The sequence below is a fragment of the Kitasatospora sp. NPDC032757 genome (genome assembly GCF_055579305.1).
This window is the reverse complement of sequence record NZ_JBVINN010000029.1, coordinates 88,072-108,789: the sequence shown is the minus strand read 5'-3', so window position 1 is coordinate 108,789 and position 20,718 is coordinate 88,072. Positions and strand designations below refer to the sequence as shown.

Genomic DNA, 20,718 nt, shown 5'->3' with positions numbered 1-20,718 from the left:
CCTCGCGGGGAGCCGGGCCGCTCTGCTGCGTCCGGTGGGCGCTACTTCTTGATCACCACGGTGCCGGCGGCACGGTCGTGCCAGCCCTGCAGCTTCCCGGTGTTGTCGAAGAACGGGGACAGGTAGACCAGCAGCTGGCCGATGCCGCACAGCAGCGCGCCGACGCTCGGGATGATGAAGCGGATGAAGCCGCCGCCCACGCCGGGGTTCTGGCCGGTGTTCTCCTTCACGACCCGCAGGCCCATGGCGAACTTGCCGAGCGTCGCGCCCGTGAAGGCCACCAGCAGCCACTCGTAGAGCAGGCCGACCGCCATGAACAGGCCGAACAGCACCATCAGCGTGACGAACCAGCCGGCCGCCGCCTGCGAGTTCTGGTGCACGCAGTCGTAGTAGGCGGAGTTGGAGCCGCTGTAGGACGAGCCGTAGTCGAGCTTCGAGCTGCAGTCCTGCTGGTCCTTGGCCACGCCCATCGCGCCGACGACGCCGAACAGCGTGAAGAGCGCGTACAGCGCGCCGAAGAACAGGCCGTCGATCAGCCGGGCGGCGAACCGCTGACCCATGGTGGCGATCTTCACCGTGCCCAGCTGGGCGATGTTGATGTAGCCGTTGTTCGCCTGGATGGTGCCCGGCATCGGCGCGTACCCGTACGCCTGCTGCTGCGGCACGCCGTAGCCCGGGGCCGGGGGCTGCTGGGGGTAGCCGTAGCCGGCGGCCGGCGGGGCCTGCTGCGGGTAGCCGTAACCGGGCTGCTGCGGCTGGCCGTACGGGTTGTTCGGGTCGGGCGGGTAACTCATCGATGCCTCCGGGCAGGATGTGGGGACAGGGACGGGACGGCGGGGCACCCGGACCGGACCGGCGGTGTGGGGCACGCCGGACGGACGGGACGATAGCGGAGCGCGGTGACATCGGGGGCGCGCGGATTCGGGCGCCCGCCGTCGCGGCTCAGGACCGCGAGGACGGTGGGAGTCGGGGCGACGGTGTGAACGGGAGCATCGACGGCTGCGGTCCTGGCAACATGCGGCCGTAGTGGTCGGGCGGCACGGCGTGGTGTGGTCGGCTCACTCTGTTCTTCCCCCGGGTACGCCCCCGCCGGTGTGTGTCCGTCGGCCCGTCACCGGGCCGGAGGCGGCAGGGAATGCCCGCTCATCGTCAACCGGACGGCCCGGTGCTGTCCAGCCGCGCCCGCGCACCGGACCGGACTGTGGCGCAACCGCAACGTGGCCCGCACGTTCCGTACCGGAGCGGGGCCGTCGCGGCGGGGAGCAGGACGGGGAGCACGGCGCTGAGCGCGGCGGCGGCGCCGGGGCTGGCGCAGCAGGTTGCCGCGATCCGGGAGAATGGGGTCATGACTGCCCAGATTCTCGATGGCAAGGCCACCGCGGCCGCGATCAAGTCCGAACTCGCCGCCCGCGTGGCGGCCCTCAAGGCCAAGGGTGTCACGCCCGGCCTCGGCACCGTCCTGGTCGGCGACGACCCGGGCAGCCGCTGGTACGTCAACGGCAAGCACAAGGACTGCGCCGAGGTCGGCATCGCCTCGATCCAGCGCGAACTGCCCGCCACCGCCACCCAGGAGGACGTCGAGAACGTCGTCCGCGAGCTCAACGCCGACCCGGCCTGCACCGGCTACATCGTCCAGCTCCCGCTGCCCAAGGGTCTCGACCAGAACCCGGTCCTGGAGCTGATGGACCCGGACAAGGACGCCGACGGCCTGCACCCCACCTCGCTCGGCCGCCTCGCGCTGGGCATCCAGGGCCCGCTGCCGTGCACCCCGCTCGGCATCGTCGAGCTGCTGCGCCGCCACGACGTCGAGATCGACGGCGCCGAGGTGGTCGTGATCGGCCGCGGCGTCACCGTCGGCCGCTCGATCGGCCTGCTGCTCACCCGGCGCAGCGAGAACGCCACCGTCACCCTCTGCCACACCGGCACCCGTGACCTCGGCTACCACCTGCGCAAGGCCGACATCGTCGTGGCCGCCGCGGGCGTGCCGCACCTGGTCAAGCCGGAGGACGTCAAGGCCGGCGCGGCCGTCCTGGACGTCGGCGTCAGCCGCAGCGAGGGCAAGATCGTCGGCGACGTGCACCCGGGCGTGGCCGAGGTGGCCGGCTGGATCTCCCCGAACCCCGGCGGCGTCGGTCCGATGACCCGCGCCATGCTGCTGAACAACATCGTCGAGGCGGCCGAGCGCCGCGCCGGCATCTGACACCGGAGGGACGGCGAGCCATGAGCAATCGACCGGCGAGGTCTCGGCGCAGGCCGGTCAAGACCACCGGCACCCTGCCCCCCGAGGGCTCGGCCGCGGCGCTGGGGCGTGAGCACGCCCTGCCGGTGCGCCAGTGGCCGATAACGCTGGTCCTGCTGGTGGTCGGCGCCGGGCTCGCCGTGACCTGGTTCGCCGACTTCAAGGACGGCTTCAAGTACGGGCTGCTGATCCTCGGCGGCGGCGTGCTGCTCGGTGCCCTGCTCCGGCTGGTCCTGCCCGAGGTCGGCATGCTGGCGGTGCGCAGCCGGTTCACCGACGTGATCGTCCTGTCCTTCCTGGGCCTGTCGATCGTGCTGCTGACGCTGGTGGCCCAGCCCAACCCGTGGCTGGAGATGCCGCTGCTCGACAACATCGGCCAGCTGATCGGACGTCCGCGCCGCTGACGGCCGGACCGCGGCCGACCGGACCCTGACGGCCCCCGCCCGGAGACTCCCGGCGGGGGCCGTCCGCTGTGACCTATCAGCCACGACCGCACACGCGGCGTACGCTTCGCTTTGCGATAACCTGACGCGGGTCTCTCGATGTCGAGAGACCGTCCTCGGCTCCAGTGCGCCGGTGTGCCTGGGGCACCTGGCGATTTGCTGGAGAAGGTAGAAATGACCCGCACCCCCGTCAACGTCACCATCACCGGAGCGGCCGGCCAGATCGGCTACGCGCTGCTCTTCCGCATCGCCTCGGGCCACCTGCTCGGCGCCGACGTGCCGGTGAACCTGCGCCTCCTGGAGATCCCGCAGGGCGTCAAGGCCGCCGAGGGCACCGCGATGGAGCTCGTCGACTGCGCGTTCCCGCTGCTGCGCGACATCACGATCACCGACAACGCCAACGAGGCCTTCGACGGCGCCAACGTCGCGCTGCTGGTCGGCGCCCGTCCGCGCACCGCGGGCATGGAGCGCGGCGACCTGCTGCAGGCCAACGGCGGCATCTTCGGCCCGCAGGGCAAGGCCATCAACGACCACGCCGCGGACGACATCAAGGTCCTGGTCGTCGGCAACCCGGCCAACACCAACGCCCTGATCGCCCAGCGCAACGCCCCGGACGTCCCGGCCGAGCGCTTCACCGCGATGACCCGCCTCGACCACAACCGCGCCGTCGGCCAGCTGGCCCTGAGGACCGGCGCCGCCGTGTCCGACATCAAGCGCGTCACCATCTGGGGCAACCACTCGGCCACCCAGTACCCGGACATCTTCCAGGCCGAGATCGCCGGCAAGCCGGCCTTCGAGGCCGTCGGCGCCGACCAGGCCTGGCTGGAGGGCGACTTCATCCCGACCGTCGCCAAGCGCGGTGCGGCGATCATCGAGGCCCGTGGCGCCTCCTCGGCCGCCTCCGCCGCCAACGCCGCCATCGACCACGTCCACACCTGGGTCAACGGCACCGCCGAGGGCGACTGGACCTCCATGGGTGTCGTCTCCGACGGCTCCTACGGCGTTCCGGCCGGCCTGATCTCCTCCTTCCCGGTCACCACCAAGGACGGCAAGTTCGAGATCGTCCAGGGCCTGGAGATCTCCGACTTCTCCCGCGGCCGCATCGACGCCTCGGTCAACGAGCTGGTCGAGGAGCGCGACGCGGTCCAGGCCCTCGGCCTGATCTGAGCGAAGCCACGCTGACGCACCGGCCCGTCGCCTCCCCGGGAGGCGGCGGGCCGCGTGCGTAGGATGACCCCCCGTGAGCGAAACCATCGAGGACGCGGCGCTCGTCCTCGTCTTCATCATGCTGGGCGGCCTGTTCAACGTCGCGGAGATCTCGCTGATCTCGCTGCGCGAGGGCCAGATCCGGTCGCTGGAGGCACGCGGCACCCGGCGGGCCGCCCGCGCGGCGCACCTGGCGGCCGACCCGAACCGCTTCCTGGCCGCCGTCCAGGTCGGGGTGACCTGCATGGGCTTCCTGTCCGCGGCCTTCGGCGCGGACACCCTGGCGGGAAAGCTGGCCCCCGTGTTCGTCCGGGCCGGGCTCTCCGAGGGCGTCGCCGACGCGGTCTCGCTGGTCGGGCTGACCCTGGTGATCAGCTACGTCTCGCTGGTGCTCGGCGAGCTCACCCCCAAGCGGATCGGCCTGCAGCGCGCCGACTCCATCGCGCTGCTCGCCGCCCCGGTGGTGGACGTGATGTCGGTGGTGCTGCGCCCGGTGATCTGGCTGCTCGGCCACTCCACCAACCTGATGGTCCGCCTGTTCGGCGGGGACCCGGCCGCCGGGCGCGGTTCGATGAGCTCCGAGGAGCTGCGCGGGCTGGTCGCCGCCAACACCGAACTCGGCAGCGACGAACGGGCGTTGATCGCCGACGTGTTCTCCGCCGGGGAGCGCCAGCTGCGCGAGGTGATGGTCCCGCGCACCGAGGTGACCTTCCTGGACGCCGAGCGCCCGCTCGCCGAGGTGCGCGAACAGGCGAGCTCCTCGCCGCACTCGCGCTACCCGGTGGTCGAGGGCAGCTACGACGCGGTGACCGGCTTCGTCCACGTCCGCGACCTGTACGGGGCCCGCGCCGAGCAGGCCGTGAAGGTCCGCGACCTGGCCCGGCCGGTCAAGCTGCTGCCGGGCACCAAGCGGGTGCTGGAGGCGATGGGCGAGATGCGCCGGGAGGGCCACCACCTGGCGATCGTGGTCGACGAGTACGGCGGCACCGCCGGCATCGTCACCCTGGAGGACCTGGTCGAGGAGGTGATCGGCGAGATCCGCGACGAGTACGACTCCCAGGAGCCCAGCACCACCCGGCAGCTGGCCGGCGGCGGCATGGAGCTGGACGGCCTGCTGAACCTCGGCGACTTCACCGAGGAGACCGGCGTCACCCTGCCCGAGGGGCCGTACGAGACGGTGGCCGGCTGCCTGGTCGCCGCGCTGGGCCGGCTGCCGGCCGACGGCGACCAGGTCAGGATCCCGGTCGGTGCCGAGGAGGTCCGGCTGACGGTGGCCAAGCTGGAGGGCCGGCGGATCGCCCGGGTCAGGGTGAGTGCGGTCACACTGGCAGAACCTCCAGGCGAAGACGTTTCCTGACCGGTCGCTGTAACTGGAACAATGGCCCCCATGGTCAACGCAGCGGTCACTGGTCCGGTCAAGGACCGTCCCCGGGTTCTCTCCGGCATCCAGCCCACCTCCGGCTCGTTCCACCTCGGCAACTACCTCGGCGCGGTCCGCCAGTGGGTCGACCTGCAGAAGGAGAACGACGCCTTCTACATGGTCGTCGACCTGCACGCGATCACCGTGGCGCAGGACCCGAAGGAGCTGCGCGAGAACACCCGGATCTCCGCCGCCCAGCTGCTGGGCGGCGGCCTGGACCCGGACCACTGCACGCTCTTCGTCCAGTCGCACGTGCCCGAGCACGCGCAGCTCGGCTGGGTGATGAACTGCCTCACCGGCTTCGGCGAGGCCTCCCGGATGACCCAGTTCAAGGACAAGTCCAGCCGGCACGGTGCCGACAGCACCACGGTCGGCCTGTTCACCTACCCGGTCCTCATGGTCGCGGACGTCCTGCTCTACCAGGCGGACGCCGTCCCGGTCGGCGAGGACCAGCGCCAGCACCTGGAGCTCACCCGGGACCTCGCCGAGCGCTTCAACACCCGCTACAGCCCGACCTTCACGGTGCCGAAGCCGTACATCCTCAAGGAGACGGCGAAGATCCAGGACCTCCAGGACCCGGGCGCCAAGATGAGCAAGTCCGCCGCCTCGGACAAGGGCCTGGTCAACCTGCTCGACGACCCGAAGAAGAGCGCCAAGAAGTTCAAGAGCGCCGTCACCGACACCGGCACCGTCGTCTCCTACGACGAGGCGGAGAAGCCCGGCGTCTCCAACCTGCTGCGCATCCACTCCGCGCTCAGCGGCCAGTCGATCGACCAGCTGGTCGAGCACTTCGAGGGCAAGATGTACGGCGCCCTGAAGACCGAGCTGGCCGAGCTGTTCACCGAGTGGGTCACCCCCTTCCAGGAGCGCACCCGAACCTTCCTCGACGACCCGGCCGAGCTGGACCGGCTGCTGGCGATCGGCGCCGAGAAGGCCCGGGAGGTGGCGTCGCAGACGCTGGAGACGGTGTACGACCGGATCGGCTTCCTTCCGGCCGCCAAGCGGTGACGCAGCTGACGAGCCTGCCCGATGGTGGCGACCTCCCGGAGGTCGTCACCATCGGCGTGTCCGTGAGCGTCCCGGATCCGTACGGCTCGGCGATCCAGGACGCGCGGGCCGGGCACGGCGATCCGCTGGCCCGGTCGATACCCACGCACGTCACCCTGCTGCCGCCGACCGAGGTGGCGGCCGCGGAGCTGCCGAAGATCGAGGAGCACCTGGCGTCGGTGGCCGGCGCGCACCGGCCGTTCCGGATGCTGCTGCAGGGCAGCGGCACCTTCCGCCCCGTCTCCCCGGTGGTCTTCGTCCGGGTCGAGGAGGGCGCGCAGGAGTGCCGGCTGCTGGAGGCGGACGTCCGCTCCGGCCCGCTGGCCCGGGAGCTGGCCTTCCCCTACCACCCGCACGTCACGGTGGCGCACGGCCTGCCGGAGGACGTGCTGGACCAGGCGTACGAGCAGGCCCGGGGCTTCCGGGCGGCGTTCACGGTGCCGGGCTTCAGCCTCTCCCGGTTCGACGCCGACGAGGTCTGGCGGCCCTGGCGGGCCTACGCCTTCTCCTGACGCGGCTTCAGCCCCCGCCGCCGGCGCCGAGCATCCGGTCGACCACCCGGCGGGCGGCGCCGCCGTCGTCCAGCCCGCAGTGCGTGGCCCGGAACCGGCGGTAGCGCTCCTCGTACCCGGCGGGCAGCTCGGCGCCGCCGTCGGCGAGGCCGCGCAGCGCGGCGAGCAGTTCGGGCGAGCCGGGGACGAGCGGCCCGGGGGCCTGCGACTCGAAGTCGAAGTAGAAGCCGCGCAGGGTGTCGCGGTAGTGCTCCAGGTCGTAGGTGAAGAAGAGCACCGGGCGGCCGGTGATCGCGAAGTCGAACATGATCGACGAGTAGTCGGTGACCAGCACGTCCGCGACCAGCAGCAGCTCCTGCACGTCGGGGTAGTCACCGCAGTCGTACAGGAAGCCGTCGCCGGCGCCGCTCAGCGGCTCGCGGACGTGCACGTGCGGGCGGACGAGCAGCACGTGGTCGCGGCCGAGGGTGCTCCGGGCGTGGCCGAGGTCGATCCGCAGGTCCAGCCGGAAGCCGTCGCCGTTGCCGCGCTGCTGGTCCTCGCGCCAGGTCGGGGCGTACAGCACGACCCGCTTGCCCTCCGGGATGCCGAGCCGGCGGCGGACGGCCGTGGCGTGCCCGGCGTCCGGCCGGGCCAGGACGTCGCCGCGCGGGTAGCCGGCCTCCAGGATCTCGCCGTCGTAGCGGAACGCCCGGCGCAGGATCGGGGTGGCGAAGGCGCTGGGGGAGAGCAGCAGGCTCCACTGCGGGGTCTCCCGGTCGAGCGCCTCCAGGTAGCCGTGGTCGGCCAGCCAGGGGTTGTCGACGTCGTGGGCGATCCGCTTGAGCAGCGATCCGTGCCAGGTCTGCACGACCACCTGGCCGGGGCGGCGCTCCAGGAAGTCCGGGAAGTGCGTGTTGCCGACCAGGTAGCGGCTGGTGGCCAGCGCCCGGTACCACTCGGGGCTCCAGATCCGTACCGCGCGGACGCCGGCGGGCAGTGCGGCCTGGGCGTCGTCGACCACCCAGAGGTGCTCCAACGGGGCGCCCCGGCGGGCGAGTTCGGCATGGACGGCGCGCGGCGAGTCGGAGTAGCCACGGCCGCCGAAGACGTCGTACAGCACGGCCTCGCGCAGCGGTTCGCGGCGGGCGGCGGGGTAGCCGACGGTGCGCTGGCGCTCCTGGGCCCAGGCGCTGCGCTCGGTGGCGGTGAGCACCGGCGTGGAGTCGACCAGCAGGGTGTCGTGCCAGCGGCGCTGGAGCAGGATCCGCTTGCCGCCGGCCCGGGTGACGGCCGGCAGGGCCGGGAGGACGGCGGGGGCGGCGATCAGCTGGCGCTGCGGGCCGCTGCGGCCGGCGGGGCGCAGCGTGGCCTCCCAGATGCCCTTGCGCAGCGGCAGGGCGATGCCGTCCGTGCCGGTGCGGGTGGCGGGCAGCCGGATCCGGAAGCGGTCGTCGTCGCCGCGTTCGACCGGGTGGCGGACCTCGCCGCCGGTGCCGCTGTGGCGCAGGACGAGTTCGAGCGGCCCGGCGCCGGGGCAGCGGCCGGTGAGTTCGAAGCCCTCCGCCCGGACCGCGATCCGCTCGACGTGGCCGGCGGCGCGCCGGACGCAGAACTGGAGCCGGCCGTCGGCCAGGTGCTTGAGCTGGAGCGCCCGGTCGTGCGGCCCGGGCAGCGGGTGCTGGCCGGCCACCGGGCCGCCGCGCTCGTCCAGGGTGAGCTGCTCGGCGGAGCCGTCCGGGCGCAGCAGGTCGGCGTCCCAGTGCTCCAGGTCGCCGGTGCCGCACCCGTCGGCGGTGAACGGCCGGTTCGGCAGGTGGACGGCGAAGGTGTTGCCGGTGCGGGCCACCGGGCACAGCAGGACGGCGTCGCTCTCCCGGTGGCGCAGCCGCAGGACGGTGCCGGCCGGGCAGTGGTCGGCGGTGCCGCGCAGGTCGAGGCCGTCCTGGGCCGGGGCGGCGTGGGTGAGCCGGACACCGGGGCGTTCGAGCAGCAGCCGCAGCCGGCCGTCGGCGAAGTGCGGCTGGAGCCGGACGTCGTGGTCGACCCAGTGGGCGGGCGGGTACTCGCCGGAGCCGCACCAGTGCGGGGCGAGCGCGCCGTACTGGCGGCGCAGCCGGGTCGGGCGGGGGCGGGTGAAGAGGGTGGCCCCGATCCGCCAGTCGCCGAGGAGCCACTCCTCGCCGCGGCGCAGCCGGCGCGGCTCGATCAGGGCGGTGAAGCCGGACCAGTCGTGGTTGTGGTCGGGCTGGGCGCTGTCGTCGGTGACCTCGGGCAGCCGGCGGGGTCTGGACCGCAGGTGGACGGGCGGCTCGTCCTCGTCGCGGTGCAGGGTGAGCCACGTCCAGGCGGAGCCGGGCCGGGCGGTGTCCAGGTCGTGGGGGCGGGCGAAGCCGGTGAGTTCGAGACCGCGGGCGGTCCAGCGGGCGCGCAGCAGGCCGAAGGCGGCGTCCTCGTCACCGGGCGGCGGGCCCTCGCCCGCACGGGGGGCGGCGTGCGGCAGGACGAGCCGGGTGAGGACAGGCATGTGGTGGCCCTTCGGGAGGGGATCCCGGGCCGTGGCGGTGGCCCGGGGGCCTTCGTGCCGAGCGGCTGGTCGGACGGGGCCGATTCGATATCCCATACCGAAATGACATGCGGGGTCAACTGAACTGTCCGGCGGAATTGCTGAGAGATTCGCTCGCGAAACGTGAGTTCGAATGCAATGCGGCAGTAAAGGACAGGTTCCTTCCAGATAACTCCCAGAAAAGCCCGGAGGCGCCCGACGCGTGATGCGTCGGGCGCCTCCGGGGCGCTGCCGGTTTTCGGCGGACTACTGCTGGCGGAGCATCCCGTCCACCACGCGGGCCGCGGCCTGGCCGTCGTCGAGGTCGCAGTACGCCTCGCGGAAGGCCGTGTACTTGTCGGCGTACTCCGCGGTCACCTCGTCGACCCGGGCGAGCGCGGAGAGCAGCTCCTCCGAGGTGCCCAGCAGCGGGCCGGGCGCCTCCGACTCGAAGTCGAGGCTGAAGCCGCGCAGGTTGTCGCGGTAGTGCTCCAGGTCGTGCGTGAAGAACAGCACCGGCTTGCCGGTCGCGGCGAAGTCGAACAGCGTGGCCGAGTAGTCGGTGACGAGCACGTCGGCGATCAGCAGCAGCTCGGCCATGTCGGGGTAGCTGCCGACGTCCCAGATGTAGCCGTTGCCGGCTCCGGGGATCTGGCCGCACATCACGCTGTGCCGGCGGACCAGCAGCACCTGGTCGTCGCCGAGCGCGGCCTTCGCCGCGTCCAGGTCTATCCGCAGGTCGATCTGGTAGCCGCCGTTCGGGCGGCGCCGGTCCTCACGGAAGGTCGGCGCGTAGAGCACGACCTTCTTGCCCTCGGGCAGGCCGAGCCGCTCGCGGACCTGCTCGGCGGTCTTCTCCCGGTCGGGCGCGAACAGCAGGTCGTTGCGGGGCGAACCGCTCTCCAGGATCTCGCCCTTGAAATCGAACGCGCGACGCAGCACCGGCGCGGCCCAGGTGTTCCCGGCGACCAGCATCGACCAGTTCGGGACCTCCTTGGCGACGCCCTTCAGGTAGTTGGCGTCGGTGAACCAGACCTTCTCGAAGTCGTACCCGATCTGCTTCAGCGGGGTGCCGTGCCAGGTCTGCACGACCACCTGGCCGGGACGGCGGACGAAGAAGTCGGGCAGGTGCGCACTGGTGACGATGTACTTGGCGGTCGCCAGCGCCTCGAACCACTCGGGGCTCCAGAGCCGGATCGCGCCCGCCGTCTGCGGCAGCTCGGCCTGCAGGTCGTCGCTGCCCCACAGGTGCTCCAGCGGCAGGCCGCGGCGGACCAGCTCCTCGTGGATCGCCCGCGGCGAGTCCGCGTAGAGGCCGCCGAGCGCGACGTTGTAGAGCACGGTGTCGCGCACCGGCAGCCGGCGGGCCGCCGGGTAGTCGACGGTGCGCAGCTGCCGCTGCCGGTAACCGCTGCGCTCCTCGGGCAGCAGCGCCGAGTGCGACTCCAGCGAGAGGCCGTCGTAGTGGCGGCGCTCCAGCACGATCCGCTTGCCGCGCGACTCCACCTCCAGCGGCAGGGCGCCGAAGCACTCCGGCGAGATCAGCGCGTACCGGGTGGCGATCGTCTCGGCCGGCTCCCCGACCGGGCGGAAGAAGACGTCCCAGGTGCCCTGGGCGAGCGGCACCCGACCGGCGAAGGAGGCCGTCGGCACCGGCGGCAGCGCGGCCCGGAACCGGCCGTCGGCGATCTCCACCGGGTAGACGTGCTCCTCCTCGCGCCAGTTGTGGCGCACGACGAGCTCCCAGCGGTGGTTGCCGGGCAGCGGGAAGGCACCGCTGAGCAGGAAGCCGTCGGCGCCGCGGGCGGCGACCTCGTCCACCACCGGCTGCAGCAGCTGGTCGGAGAACTGCAGGTAGCCGCCGGGGGAGGGCTTGGAGTAGAGCGCGCGGCGCTCGGCGGCCGGGGCCTGCGGGTTGAGCGCCAGGTGCAGCTGCGCCGGGGCGTTGCGGTCGTCCCAGGCCAACGGCATGGTGCTGCCGTCGGCGAGCAGCAGGGTGGTGTCCCAGCGGTCGCGGGCACGCTCGGGGGCGATCGGGTCGAGCTCGGCCCAGGCCTCGCGGACGGCGGTCAGTTCGGCCAGCGAGACGGACGCCGAGAACGGCTGCAGCGTGCCGACCGGGGAGGCGAGCTCCAGCGGGTGGAGCAGCTCGCGGTCGGACTCGACGTGGGTGAGCTTCAGCCGGGCCCCGGCGAGGTCCGGGCCGGTGCGGGCCGCGCCGGACACCTCCAGCCGCCCGTCGTGCGTGGCCAGGCCGGTCACCCGCGCCCGGACGGTCTCCACCCGGAGGTAGACGTGGCCGTCCCGGACCCACGGCACGATCCGCACGTCCGGCTCGACCCACTGCGCGGGGATGTACGCGGAGGTGTCGCTCCACCCGGCCGAGACCCGGCCCTTGTAGACGCCGCCCTTGCCGGCGCCGGCCACCAGGACGCGCCAGTTGCCGTCCTTCCACTGGCCCCGGTGCTTGAGCTTCTTGGGGTCGAGGGAGACGGTGAAGCCGGCCCAGTCGCAGTTGTACAGGTCGTGCTTGGAGCTGGCGGTGGCCTCGGGGCTGTACTGGGTCTTCATCGGCACGGCGATCACCCGGCGGCCCTTGGTCTCGCGCAGCACCAGCGTGCGGACCATGTCGAGCTTGTTGGCGGCGCCCAGCTGCTCCGGGTACGCGTGCCCGGTCAGCTCCAGCCTGCCGCCGGCCCAGGCCGACTCGTAGAGCCGGCTGCGCATCACCAGCGAGTTGTCCAGCTTGAGCACGCCGGCCGGCACGCTCTTGCGCCCGCCGCGCAGGAACGGGTAGTCGGCGTACGGGCGCAGCAGGCCGCGGGCCGCGACACCGCCGTTGCTCTCGCCCTCGTACTTGATCTGCTCGACGAACTCGTCGATCCGGCCCGCCAGGGTCAGGTGGTACTTCAGCCGCAGCGGCGCGCGCAGCTTGCGGACCTGCTCGGGGCCGATCGCCCGGAGCAGCCGGCTGACGTGCTTGAGGTAGGCGTCCCGGTACTCCTTGTCGCCGTCCACGACGGACCAGAAGAACATCGGGATCTCCTCGACGAGGGTGTTCTCGTCGTAGGAGTGCAGGTACTGCGCGAAGCGCGGGTCGGTCTGCTTCTTCAGCCAGCCGCGGACCAGCTCCACCGAGGCGACGCGGTCGATCAGGCCCTTGGGGTTGGTGCGCATCTGCGTGATCGACATCTCGCCGACCTCGCGCTCGCGCCAGTGGTAGATCGGCTCGGCGAGCACGTCCACGCTCCTGGCGAGGTAGTGGTGCGGCACGCTGACCGGGGCGTCCTCGTACAGGATGCCCTCGGGGTAGAGCAGGCCGGCCGCGTCGAAGAAGGACCGGCGGTACACCTTGTTCCACGCCGTGCGGTCGGTGACCAGCGCGGGGATCTCGGTGATGTGGGTCTTGAGCCTGGTCTCCTTGAACGGCTTCACGTGCCCGCCGGACTGGTAGTAGCCCACCGCGCGGAACCGCAGCACGTTGCCGGTGACGAAGTCCGAGCCCGTCTCGTCCAGCGTGTTGATCATCAGCTCGTACGCGCTCGGCGGCATCGAGTCGTCGCTGTCGACGAAGCAGAGGAACTCGCCCTCCGGGTCGATGTGCCGGATGCCGGTGTTGCGGGCCGCGCCGAGGCCCTTGTTCACCTGGCGGACCAGCCGGAACCGGGAGTCCTGGGCGGCATACGCCTCGGCGAGTGCCGCGCTGCCGTCCTTCGAACCGTCGTCGACCATGACGCACTCGAAGTCCGTGAACGTCTGGGCGGCGATCGAGTCGAGGCATTCCACGAGGTAGCGCTCGACGTTGTAGATCGGAACGACGATGGAGAGGCGGGGAGCCATCGGCTACGCAGGCCTTTCTTGGGAAGGAGCGTGGCAGCCCGTTCGGGGTCTGACCGCACTTTGAACCGGTGCGTACGTGCCCACCGATCCTACCGTCCGGCTCCGGAGGCCCTCCGGAGCCGCCCGGGCGGCGGACGCGGGGCCCCGGCGGGCCCTCGCCGGACCGGCCGGGCGGGCGGCCACTACTCTGTGCCCATGCCCCGCTTCAGCGTCATCGTCCCCGTTTACCAGGTCCAGGAGTACCTCCCCGAGTGCCTCGACTCGGTGCTCGGCCAGGGCGGCCCGGACTTCGAACTGATCGCGGTGGACGACCGCTCCCCGGACGGCTGCGGCGCCCTGCTGGACGAGGCCGCCGCCGGCGACCCCCGGGTGCGGGTGCTGCACCTGCCGGAGAACGTCGGCCTCGGCCGGGCCCGCAACGCCGGCCTGGAGGTCGCCACCGGCGAGTACGTGATCTTCCTCGACAGCGACGACACGCTGACCCCCGGCCTGCTCAAGGCCGTCGACGACCGGCTCACGGCCGGCGGCGACCCGGACATCCTGGTCTACGACTACGCCCGCACCTACGCGGACGGCCGGATCACCCGGGCCGCCTCTGCCCACGTCTTCGGCGCCGACTCCCCGGACGTCTTCGACCTCGACCGCCGCCCCGACCTGCTCGACCTGCTCCAGGTGGTCTGGAACAAGGCCTACCGCCGGGGCTTCATCACCGAGCAGCGCCTCACCTTCCCCGCGGGCTACTACGAGGACACCCCCTGGACCTACCCGGCGCTGCTCGCCGCCGCGAGCATCACCCTGCTCGACCAGGTCGGCGTCCACTACCGCCAGCGCCAGGAGGGCGGCAACATCCTCGCCACCGCCAGCCGCAAGCACTTCGACGTCTTCGCCCAGTACGACCTGGTCTTCGCCTTCCTGGACCGCCGCCCCGACCTCGGCCACTGGCGGCCGGTGGTCTACGGCCGGATGCTGCACCACCTCAACACCGTCGTCTCCAGGGCCGGCCGCGTCCCGCCCGGCGACCGCCGCGAGTACTTCCGCCGCGCAGCCGCGCACTGCGCCCGGCTGCGCCCGGCCGGCTACCGCCCGCCCGCCGGAGTGGACGGGGTCCGCACCGAGCTGCTCAGCCACGGCCGCTACGGCGCCTACCAGGCCGTCCGCGCCCTGGCCCGCGCCCGCAGGCTCGTCAGGCGCTGAGGCGCCGAACCTCCGGGGCGCGGGGAGTCTGACGGCCGTTCGGGCGAACGGCCGGTATAACCGGTCGGGTGGACTTCCTGACCCGCCTCCCGGTGATCGGCCCGCTCGTGGCGCGGGTGCTGCGCAGCCGCCCGTACCGCGCGTACGAGCACTTCACCGCCGCCCGCGGCAACCGGCTGGCCGGCGCGATCACCTTCTTCGGGTTCCTCGCGCTCTTCCCGCTGCTCACCGTGGCGCTGGCGATCGCGGTCGCGACCCTCAGCGACACCCGGGTCGCCGAGCTGCAGAAGCGGATCTCCGACCAGCTGCCGGGCATCTCCGACGCGCTCAACCTGCCCTCACTGGTGGCCAACGCGGGCGCCGTCGGGCTGGTCAGCGGTGTGCTGCTGCTGATCTCCGGCCTCGGCTGGGTGGACACCATGCGCACCTCGGTCCGCGACGTCTGGCAGCTGCCCGAGGACGACGGCAACCCGGTGCTGCGCAAGGCCCGGGACTGCGTGGTGCTCTGCGGGCTGGGCCTGGTCTCGCTCTTCTCGCTGGCCGCCTCCGCCGCCGGGACGACCCTGGCCGGCCGGATCGCCGAGTGGATCGGCCTGGGCACCGGCGGGCCCGGCGGCTATCTGCTGACCGGCGTCGGCCTGCTGATCGCGGTGGCCTCCGACACGGTGCTCTTCGCCTACCTGCTGGCGCCCTTCCCCGGGATTCGCGGCCAGCACCGGGGGGACGTGCTGCGGGGCGCGCTGATCGGCGGGATCGGCTTCGAGCTGCTGAAGGTCCTGCTCGCCTCCTACCTCGGCTCGGTCGCCGGCAAGAGCCTCTACGGCGCGTTCGGCGTGCCGGTGGCGTTGCTGCTCTGGATCAACTTCGTCTGCCGGCTGCTGATGTACTGCGTCGCCTGGACGGCCACGGCCGACCCGGCCGCCGCCCGTGACCGGGCCCGCGAGCGCGCCCGGGAGATGGTGGCGGCGGCCGACGAGGCGGAGGCGGAGGCGGGCAAGGCGGAGGGCAAGGCGGATGCGGGCAAGGCGGAGGCGGAGGGTACGGGGGAGGCCCGGTCCCAGGAGTGAGACCGGGCCCCGCACGACTCCGTCAGCCGGACGACGGGCGGCCGCGCCGCCGCAGCAGGACCAGCGCGCCGACGCCGCCCACCGTCAGGGCGAGCGCGACCGCCAGCCAGCCGGCCGGGCCGAGCCCGTCGTCGTCGCCGCCGTCCCCGGCCGCGGCAGGGGCTGCGGCGGTCTGCGCCGTGGGGGTGGGCGAGGGGTGCGGTGGCGGCGCGGGCACCCCGGCGGTGCCGCCCGCCTGCCCGGTCGGCGTCGGCTCGGCGCCCCCGGCCGGGGCTTCGTCCACCAGGTGTCCGACCGGCGTGACCTTGTCGGCCGCCGCGAACCCCCAGTCCAGCAGTGCCGCCGTCTCGTCGTACACCTTCTGATACGTCGACGGGTGCATCACCGTCACCAGCAGGGTGCGCCCGTCCCGTTCGGCCGCCCCGACGAAGGTCGAACCGGCCTCGGTGGTGAAACCGTTCTTCACGCCGATCAGGCCCGGGTACTTGCCCAGCAGCCGGTCGGTGTTGGCGATCCCGAAACTGCCGCGCTGGCCGGTGTTCTTGTCCACCGCGCCGGGGAACAGCGCGTCCCGGGTGGCGCAGTACATCCGGAAGTCGGGGTTGCGCAGCCCGGCCCGGGCGAACAGCGTCAGGTCGTACGCCGAGGAGAGCTGGCCGTCCATGTCGTAGCCGTCCGGCGAGATCACCTTGGTGTCCTTCGCCTGGAGCGCGTCCGCGCGGGCCTGCATCTCGGCGACGGTCTGCTGGACACCGCCGTTCATGTGCGACAGGACGTGCACCGCGTCGTTGCCCGAGCTGAGGAACACGCCGCGCCAGAGGTCCTCGACCTTGTACTCCAGGTCCTCCTTGATGCCGACCAGGCTGCTGCCGGCGCCGATCCCCTGGATCTCCGCGTCCGCGACCTTGTGCACCGCGTTGCGGTCGAACTTGGGCAGCACGGTGTCCGCGAAGAGGATCTTCAGGGTGCTGGCCGGTGCGAGCCGCAGATGCGGGTTGCTGGCCGCGAGCACGTTTCCTGACGCCGCGTCGGCGACTATCCAGGACTGTCCGGTGAGGCCCCCCGGCAGTGCCGGGGCGCCGGCCAGCGGGGCCACCTGGACCCCGGAGAGTCCCAGCCGCTCGCCGCCGATCGCGGCCGCCGGGGGTGGCGGCTCGTGCGGGGCCGCGAGGGCCGCCGGGGCGGCGAGGAGAACCGGGAGGGCCGCGACGTACGCGGCGATCAGGTGTGCGAGCTTAGGACGTTTGGGCACTCGCAGACCGTACCCAGTCGGAGCCCCCGCCGTCCGCCCCTCCGGGCCCGTCCTCCGCAGGAGGGGGCAGACGTACGCCGAACGGACGCCTGCGCATACTGGGAGGGCACAGCATCTTCACGCCACCGCCCGTTGAGGACCCTCATGAAGCTCAGCCGCCGCACCTCCTGGTTCCTGACCGCCTTCGGCGTCTGGTCCATGATCATCTGGACCACCTTCGTCAAGAACCTCTGGAAGGACTCCGGCGGCCAGGCCTTTACCGACGGCGACCACTCCCAGCCCACCGCGTTCTTCTGGATCCACCTCCTGCTCGCCGTGACCTCCTTCCTCCTCGGCATCGCCGTCGGTGCCGTCGGCGTCCGCGGCCTGCGCGCCGCCCGCCGGGAGCCGGCCGCCGGCTGACCGGAAGCCGCCGGAGAACGACCGAGGGCCCGTCCGATCACAGGATCGGACGGGCCCTCGCTTCGGCGGTGGGTCAGAAGCGGCGGGTGACCAGCGCCCGCTTCACTTCCTGGATCGCCTTGGTGACCTCGATGCCACGCGGGCAGGCCTCCGAGCAGTTGAAGGTGGTCCGGCAGCGCCAGACACCCTCACGGTCGTTCAGGATCTCCAGCCGCTGCTCCGCACCCTCGTCGCGCGAGTCGAAGATGAAGCGGTGCGCGTTGACGATCGCGGCCGGGCCGAAGTACTGGCCGTCGTTCCAGAAGACCGGGCAGGACGACGTGCACGCGGCGCACAGGATGCACTTGGTGGTGTCGTCGAAGCGCTCGCGGTCCTCGGCGGACTGCAGGCGCTCGCGGGTCGGGTCGTTCCCCTTGGTGATGAGGAACGGCATGACGTCCTTGTACGCCTGGAAGAACGGGTCCATGTCCACGACCAGGTCCTTGAGGACCGTGAGGCCCTTGATGGCCTCGATCGTGATCGGCTTGTCCGGGTTGACGTCCTTGATCAGGGTCTTGCACGCCAGCCGGTTGCGCCCGTTGATCCGCATCGCGTCGGAGCCGCAGATGCCGTGCGCGCAGGAACGGCGGTAGGTGAGGGTGCCGTCCTGCTCCCACTTGATCTTGTTGAGCGCGTCCAGGACGCGCTCCTTCGGGTCCAGGGTCAGCTGGTAGTCGACCCACACCGGGTCCGGGTGCTCCTCCGGGTTGAACCGGCGGATCCGGAAGGTGACGGTGATCAGCTCGACACCGCCCGCCTCGACCGCGTCCAGAGCGGCCGAGTGCTTCTCCACAGTCGGAGTGCTCATCAGTACTTACGCTCCATCGGCTGGTAGCGGGTCGTGACGACCGGCTTGTAGTCGAGGCGGATGGAGGTGGTGCCGTCCTCGGCAACCTCCTGGTACGCCATGGTGTGCTGCATGAACTTCACGTCGTCACGGGTCGGGAAGTCCTCGCGGTAGTGGCCGCCGCGCGACTCCTCGCGAGCCAGCGCGGAGACCGCCAGCACCTCGGCCAGGTCGAGCAGGTTGCCCAGCTCGACGGCCTCCAGCAGGTCCGTGTTGTAACGGAAGCCCTTGTCCTGGATGGCGACGTTCTTGTACCGCTCGCGCAGCGCGGCGATGTCCTCGACCGCCTGCTTCAGGGTGGCGCCGGTGCGGTAGACCATGGCGTTGGTGTCCATGGTCTCCTGCAGCTCCTTGCGGATCTGCGCCACCGACTCGGTGCCGGTGGACTCGCGCAGGCCGTCGACCAGCGCCTGCACCTTCTCGGCCGGGTTCTCGGGCAGCTCGGTGAAGTCCACCGTCTGCGCGTAGTCGGCGGCGGCGATGCCCGCGCGCTTGCCGAACACGTTGATGTCCAGCAGCGAGTTGGTGCCCAGGCGGTTGGCGCCGTGCACGGAGACGCAGGCGACCTCGCCGGCCGCGTACAGGCCCGGGACGACGTCGGTGTTGTTGCGCAGGACCTCACCCTCGACGTTGGTCGGGATGCCGCCCATGGCGTAGTGCGCGGTGGGCTGGATCGGGATCGGGTCCGTGTAGGGCTCGATGCCGAGGTAGGTGCGCGCGAACTCCGTGATGTCCGGGAGCTTGGCGTCCAGCTGCTCCGGCGGCAGGTGGGTGAGGTCCAGGTAGACGTGGTCGCCGTCCGGACCGCAGCCGCGGCCTTCGCGGATCTCGGTGTAGATCGCGCGGGAGCAGACGTCACGGGACGCGAGGTCCTTCATGACGGGGGCGTAGCGCTCCATGAAGCGCTCGCCGTCCTTGTTGCGCAGGATGCCGCCCTCGCCGCGGGCGCCTTCGGTGAGCAGGATGCCCATGCGCCAGATGCCCGTCGGGTGGAACTGGAAGAACTCCATGTCCTCCAGCGGCAGGCCGCGGCGGTAGACCAGGGCCTGGCCGTCACCGGTGAGGGTGTGGGCGTTGGAGGAGACCTTGAAGAACTTGCCGGTGCCGCCGGAGGCGAACACGACCGACTTGGCCTGGAAGACGTGGATCTCGCCGGTGGCCAGCTCGTAGGCGACGACGCCGGACGTCTTGCCCTCGTTGATCAGCAGGTCGAGGACGTAGAACTCGTTGAAGAACTCGACGCCGTGCTTGACGCAGTTCTGGAACAGCGTCTGGAGGATCATGTGACCGGTGCGGTCGGCCGCGTAGCAGGAACGGCGGACCGGGGCCTCGCCGTGGTTGCGGGAGTGGCCGCCGAAGCGGCGCTGGTCGATCCGGCCCTGCTCGGTGCGGGAGAAGGGAAGGCCCATCTTCTCCAGGTCGAGGACGGCGTCGATGGCCTCCTTGCACATGATCTCGGCGGCGTCCTGGTCGACCAGGTAGTCACCACCCTTGACCGTGTCGAAGGTGTGCCACTCCCAGTTGTCCTCCTCGACGTTGGCGAGGGCGGCGCACATGCCGCCCTGGGCCGCGCCGGTGTGGGACCGGGTGGGGTAGAGCTTGGTGAGCACCGCGGTGCGGCTGCGCTGGGTCGACTCGATGGCCGCGCGCATGCCGGCGCCGCCGGCGCCGACGATGACGGTGTCGTACTGGTGAATCTGCATGGGGGTTCTAACTCGCCTCTGGCCTCTGCCGATTAGATGTTCGGGTCGAAGGTGAAGATGACCAGGGTGCCGAGCAGCACGGTGAAGACCGTGGCGGCGCCCATGAGGCCCTTCAGCCAGAGCCGGGTGGAGTCCCTCTCGGCGTAGTCGTTGATGACCGTCCGCATGCCGTTGGCGCCGTGCAGCATGGCGAGCCAGAGCATCAGGAGGTCCCAGCCCTGCCAGAACGGCGAGGCCCAGCGGCCGGCCACGAAGGCGAAGCCGATCTTCGAGACGCCGCCGTCGAGCACCAGCATGATCAGCAGGTGGCCGAGGATCAGCACCACGAGGACGATGCCGGACAGGCGCATGAAGAGCCAGGCCAGCATCTCGAAGTTGGTGCGGGTGCGGCGCGGGGTCCTCTTGGTCCGCTGGCGGGCCGGCTCGATGACGAACTCGTCCGCCGGGTTGCCGGTGCCGAGACCCTTGCCGGTGTGCGCCTGGGCGGAGGGGACCACCAGGGCGTCGGAGATTTCCGTGGACATGTCTCAGATCACTTCCCGAACCAGGAGGTCAGCGTGTGCTGAAGGATCGGGTAGAAGGCGCCGGCCATCAGGACGACCCACACCCCGACCACGGTCCAGAGCATCTGCTTCTGGAACTTCGGGCCCTTCGACCAGAAGTCGACGGCGACGACCCGCAGGCCGTTGAGAGCGTGGAACAGGATGGCGGCCACCAGGCCGTACTCCATCAGGTTCACCAGCGGCGTCTTGTACGTCTGAATGACGGAGTCGTACGCCTCGGGCGACACCCGCACCAGTGCGGTGTCCAGGACATGAGCGAACAGGAAGAAGAAGATGAGGACGCCGGTGACTCGATGAGCCACCCAGCTCCACATGCCTTCCCGGCCGCGGTACAACGTTCCAGCCGGCACGGAAAAACCCTCCGGAAGCGATTGGGGGCTCGGCCGGCTTCGGTGTCGGTCAGCCCGGCCGGGTACGGTC

General features: G+C 71.7%; 17 protein-coding genes. 9 read left to right on the top strand and 8 right to left on the bottom strand.

Annotated elements, in window-relative coordinates; translation table 11 throughout:
• Positions 1–41: 41 nt before the first annotated feature.
• Complete coding sequence (locus ACZ5WK_RS27495) at positions 42–794, bottom strand: RDD family protein (RefSeq protein WP_465551079.1); 753 nt, start codon at positions 792–794, stop codon at positions 42–44.
• Between the two features lie 551 nt (positions 795–1,345).
• On the opposite strand from ACZ5WK_RS27495, the gene ACZ5WK_RS27490 reads away from it, so the two are divergent.
• From ACZ5WK_RS27490 to ACZ5WK_RS27465, 6 genes are all read left to right on the top strand, one after another.
• Positions 1,346–2,200, top strand: a complete 855-nt coding sequence (locus ACZ5WK_RS27490; RefSeq protein ID WP_396321401.1) for a bifunctional methylenetetrahydrofolate dehydrogenase/methenyltetrahydrofolate cyclohydrolase — start codon at positions 1,346–1,348, stop codon at positions 2,198–2,200.
• Positions 2,201–2,220: 20 nt separating this feature from the next.
• The gene (locus ACZ5WK_RS27485; protein WP_465551076.1) at positions 2,221–2,643 is read left to right on the top strand and encodes a DUF3017 domain-containing protein; all 423 of its coding nucleotides are present in this window, start codon (positions 2,221–2,223) and stop codon (positions 2,641–2,643) included.
• A gap of 213 nt (positions 2,644–2,856) precedes the next feature.
• The gene (locus tag ACZ5WK_RS27480; RefSeq protein ID WP_465551074.1) at positions 2,857–3,849 is read left to right on the top strand and encodes a malate dehydrogenase; all 993 of its coding nucleotides are present in this window, start codon (positions 2,857–2,859) and stop codon (positions 3,847–3,849) included.
• 73 nt (positions 3,850–3,922) lie between these two features.
• A complete protein-coding gene (locus ACZ5WK_RS27475) occupies positions 3,923–5,245 on the top strand; it encodes a hemolysin family protein (protein ID WP_396321398.1) in 1,323 nt (440 codons plus the stop codon).
• A gap of 30 nt (positions 5,246–5,275) precedes the next feature.
• On the top strand, positions 5,276–6,316 hold the full coding sequence (gene trpS, locus ACZ5WK_RS27470) for a tryptophan--tRNA ligase (RefSeq protein ID WP_465551072.1): 1,041 nt from the start codon (positions 5,276–5,278) through the stop codon (positions 6,314–6,316).
• Complete coding sequence (locus ACZ5WK_RS27465; protein ID WP_396321396.1) at positions 6,313–6,867, top strand: 2'-5' RNA ligase family protein; 555 nt, start codon at positions 6,313–6,315, stop codon at positions 6,865–6,867. Before trpS ends, ACZ5WK_RS27465 begins: the two co-directional genes overlap by 4 nt.
• Positions 6,868–6,874: 7 nt before the next feature.
• Here the strand turns inward: ACZ5WK_RS27465 and ACZ5WK_RS27460 are convergent, their stop codons facing one another.
• Together ACZ5WK_RS27460 and ACZ5WK_RS27455 are read right to left on the bottom strand one after the other, a co-directional pair.
• Entirely contained in the window at positions 6,875–9,373 is a 2,499-nt protein-coding gene (locus ACZ5WK_RS27460; protein WP_465551069.1) for a CDP-glycerol glycerophosphotransferase family protein, read from the bottom strand.
• Positions 9,374–9,658: 285 nt separating this feature from the next.
• Positions 9,659–13,231: a bifunctional glycosyltransferase/CDP-glycerol:glycerophosphate glycerophosphotransferase gene (locus ACZ5WK_RS27455; protein ID WP_465551067.1), complete on the bottom strand. Its 3,573-nt coding sequence runs from the start codon at positions 13,229–13,231 to the stop codon at positions 9,659–9,661.
• A gap of 195 nt (positions 13,232–13,426) precedes the next feature.
• Between ACZ5WK_RS27455 and ACZ5WK_RS27450 the strand changes: the two genes are divergently transcribed.
• Together ACZ5WK_RS27450 and ACZ5WK_RS27445 are read left to right on the top strand one after the other, a co-directional pair.
• Entirely contained in the window at positions 13,427–14,425 is a 999-nt protein-coding gene (locus ACZ5WK_RS27450; protein ID WP_465551064.1) for a glycosyltransferase family 2 protein, read from the top strand.
• Positions 14,426–14,493: 68 nt separating this feature from the next.
• Complete coding sequence (locus ACZ5WK_RS27445; protein WP_465551062.1) at positions 14,494–15,492, top strand: YihY/virulence factor BrkB family protein; 999 nt, start codon at positions 14,494–14,496, stop codon at positions 15,490–15,492.
• A gap of 22 nt (positions 15,493–15,514) precedes the next feature.
• On the opposite strand, the gene ACZ5WK_RS27440 is transcribed toward ACZ5WK_RS27445, so the two are convergent.
• Complete coding sequence (locus ACZ5WK_RS27440) at positions 15,515–16,744, bottom strand: D-alanyl-D-alanine carboxypeptidase family protein (RefSeq protein WP_465551060.1); 1,230 nt, start codon at positions 16,742–16,744, stop codon at positions 15,515–15,517.
• A gap of 144 nt (positions 16,745–16,888) precedes the next feature.
• On the opposite strand from ACZ5WK_RS27440, the gene ACZ5WK_RS27435 reads away from it, so the two are divergent.
• Positions 16,889–17,146, top strand: a complete 258-nt coding sequence (locus tag ACZ5WK_RS27435) for an SCO4848 family membrane protein (RefSeq protein WP_396321389.1) — start codon at positions 16,889–16,891, stop codon at positions 17,144–17,146.
• 73 nt (positions 17,147–17,219) lie between these two features.
• On the opposite strand, the gene ACZ5WK_RS27430 is transcribed toward ACZ5WK_RS27435, so the two are convergent.
• The 4 genes from ACZ5WK_RS27430 to sdhC are packed head-to-tail and all read right to left on the bottom strand — an operon-like array spanning position 17,220 to position 20,648.
• On the bottom strand, positions 17,220–17,993 hold the full coding sequence (locus ACZ5WK_RS27430) for a succinate dehydrogenase iron-sulfur subunit (protein ID WP_396321388.1): 774 nt from the start codon (positions 17,991–17,993) through the stop codon (positions 17,220–17,222).
• Entirely contained in the window at positions 17,993–19,735 is a 1,743-nt protein-coding gene (gene sdhA / locus ACZ5WK_RS27425; protein WP_465551057.1) for a succinate dehydrogenase flavoprotein subunit, read from the bottom strand. Before sdhA ends, ACZ5WK_RS27430 begins: the two co-directional genes overlap by 1 nt.
• A gap of 32 nt (positions 19,736–19,767) precedes the next feature.
• Complete coding sequence (locus tag ACZ5WK_RS27420) at positions 19,768–20,259, bottom strand: succinate dehydrogenase hydrophobic membrane anchor subunit (protein WP_465551055.1); 492 nt, start codon at positions 20,257–20,259, stop codon at positions 19,768–19,770.
• Between the two features lie 8 nt (positions 20,260–20,267).
• The gene (gene sdhC, locus ACZ5WK_RS27415; RefSeq protein ID WP_360631421.1) at positions 20,268–20,648 is read right to left on the bottom strand and encodes a succinate dehydrogenase, cytochrome b556 subunit; all 381 of its coding nucleotides are present in this window, start codon (positions 20,646–20,648) and stop codon (positions 20,268–20,270) included.
• Positions 20,649–20,718 lie beyond the last annotated feature (70 nt).

Excerpts from the sequence above, each read along its gene's own strand:
- sdhA (WP_465551057.1), bottom strand. The coding sequence starts at position 19,735 with ATGCAGATTCACCAGTACGACACCGTCATCGTCGGCGCCGGCGGCGCC.
- ACZ5WK_RS27435 (WP_396321389.1), top strand. The coding sequence starts at position 16,889 with ATGAAGCTCAGCCGCCGCACCTCCTGGTTCCTGACCGCCTTCGGCGTC.
- ACZ5WK_RS27430 (WP_396321388.1), bottom strand. The coding sequence starts at position 17,993 with ATGAGCACTCCGACTGTGGAGAAGCACTCGGCCGCTCTGGACGCGGTC.
- ACZ5WK_RS27495 (WP_465551079.1), bottom strand. The coding sequence starts at position 794 with ATGAGTTACCCGCCCGACCCGAACAACCCGTACGGCCAGCCGCAGCAG.
- ACZ5WK_RS27450 (WP_465551064.1), top strand. The coding sequence starts at position 13,427 with ATGCCCCGCTTCAGCGTCATCGTCCCCGTTTACCAGGTCCAGGAGTAC.
- ACZ5WK_RS27420 (WP_465551055.1), bottom strand. The coding sequence starts at position 20,259 with ATGTCCACGGAAATCTCCGACGCCCTGGTGGTCCCCTCCGCCCAGGCG.
- ACZ5WK_RS27480 (WP_465551074.1), top strand. The coding sequence starts at position 2,857 with ATGACCCGCACCCCCGTCAACGTCACCATCACCGGAGCGGCCGGCCAG.
- ACZ5WK_RS27455 (WP_465551067.1), bottom strand. The coding sequence starts at position 13,231 with ATGGCTCCCCGCCTCTCCATCGTCGTTCCGATCTACAACGTCGAGCGC.
- ACZ5WK_RS27460 (WP_465551069.1), bottom strand. The coding sequence starts at position 9,373 with ATGCCTGTCCTCACCCGGCTCGTCCTGCCGCACGCCGCCCCCCGTGCG.
- ACZ5WK_RS27485 (WP_465551076.1), top strand. The coding sequence starts at position 2,221 with ATGAGCAATCGACCGGCGAGGTCTCGGCGCAGGCCGGTCAAGACCACC.
- ACZ5WK_RS27490 (WP_396321401.1), top strand. The coding sequence starts at position 1,346 with ATGACTGCCCAGATTCTCGATGGCAAGGCCACCGCGGCCGCGATCAAG.
- trpS (WP_465551072.1), top strand. The coding sequence starts at position 5,276 with ATGGTCAACGCAGCGGTCACTGGTCCGGTCAAGGACCGTCCCCGGGTT.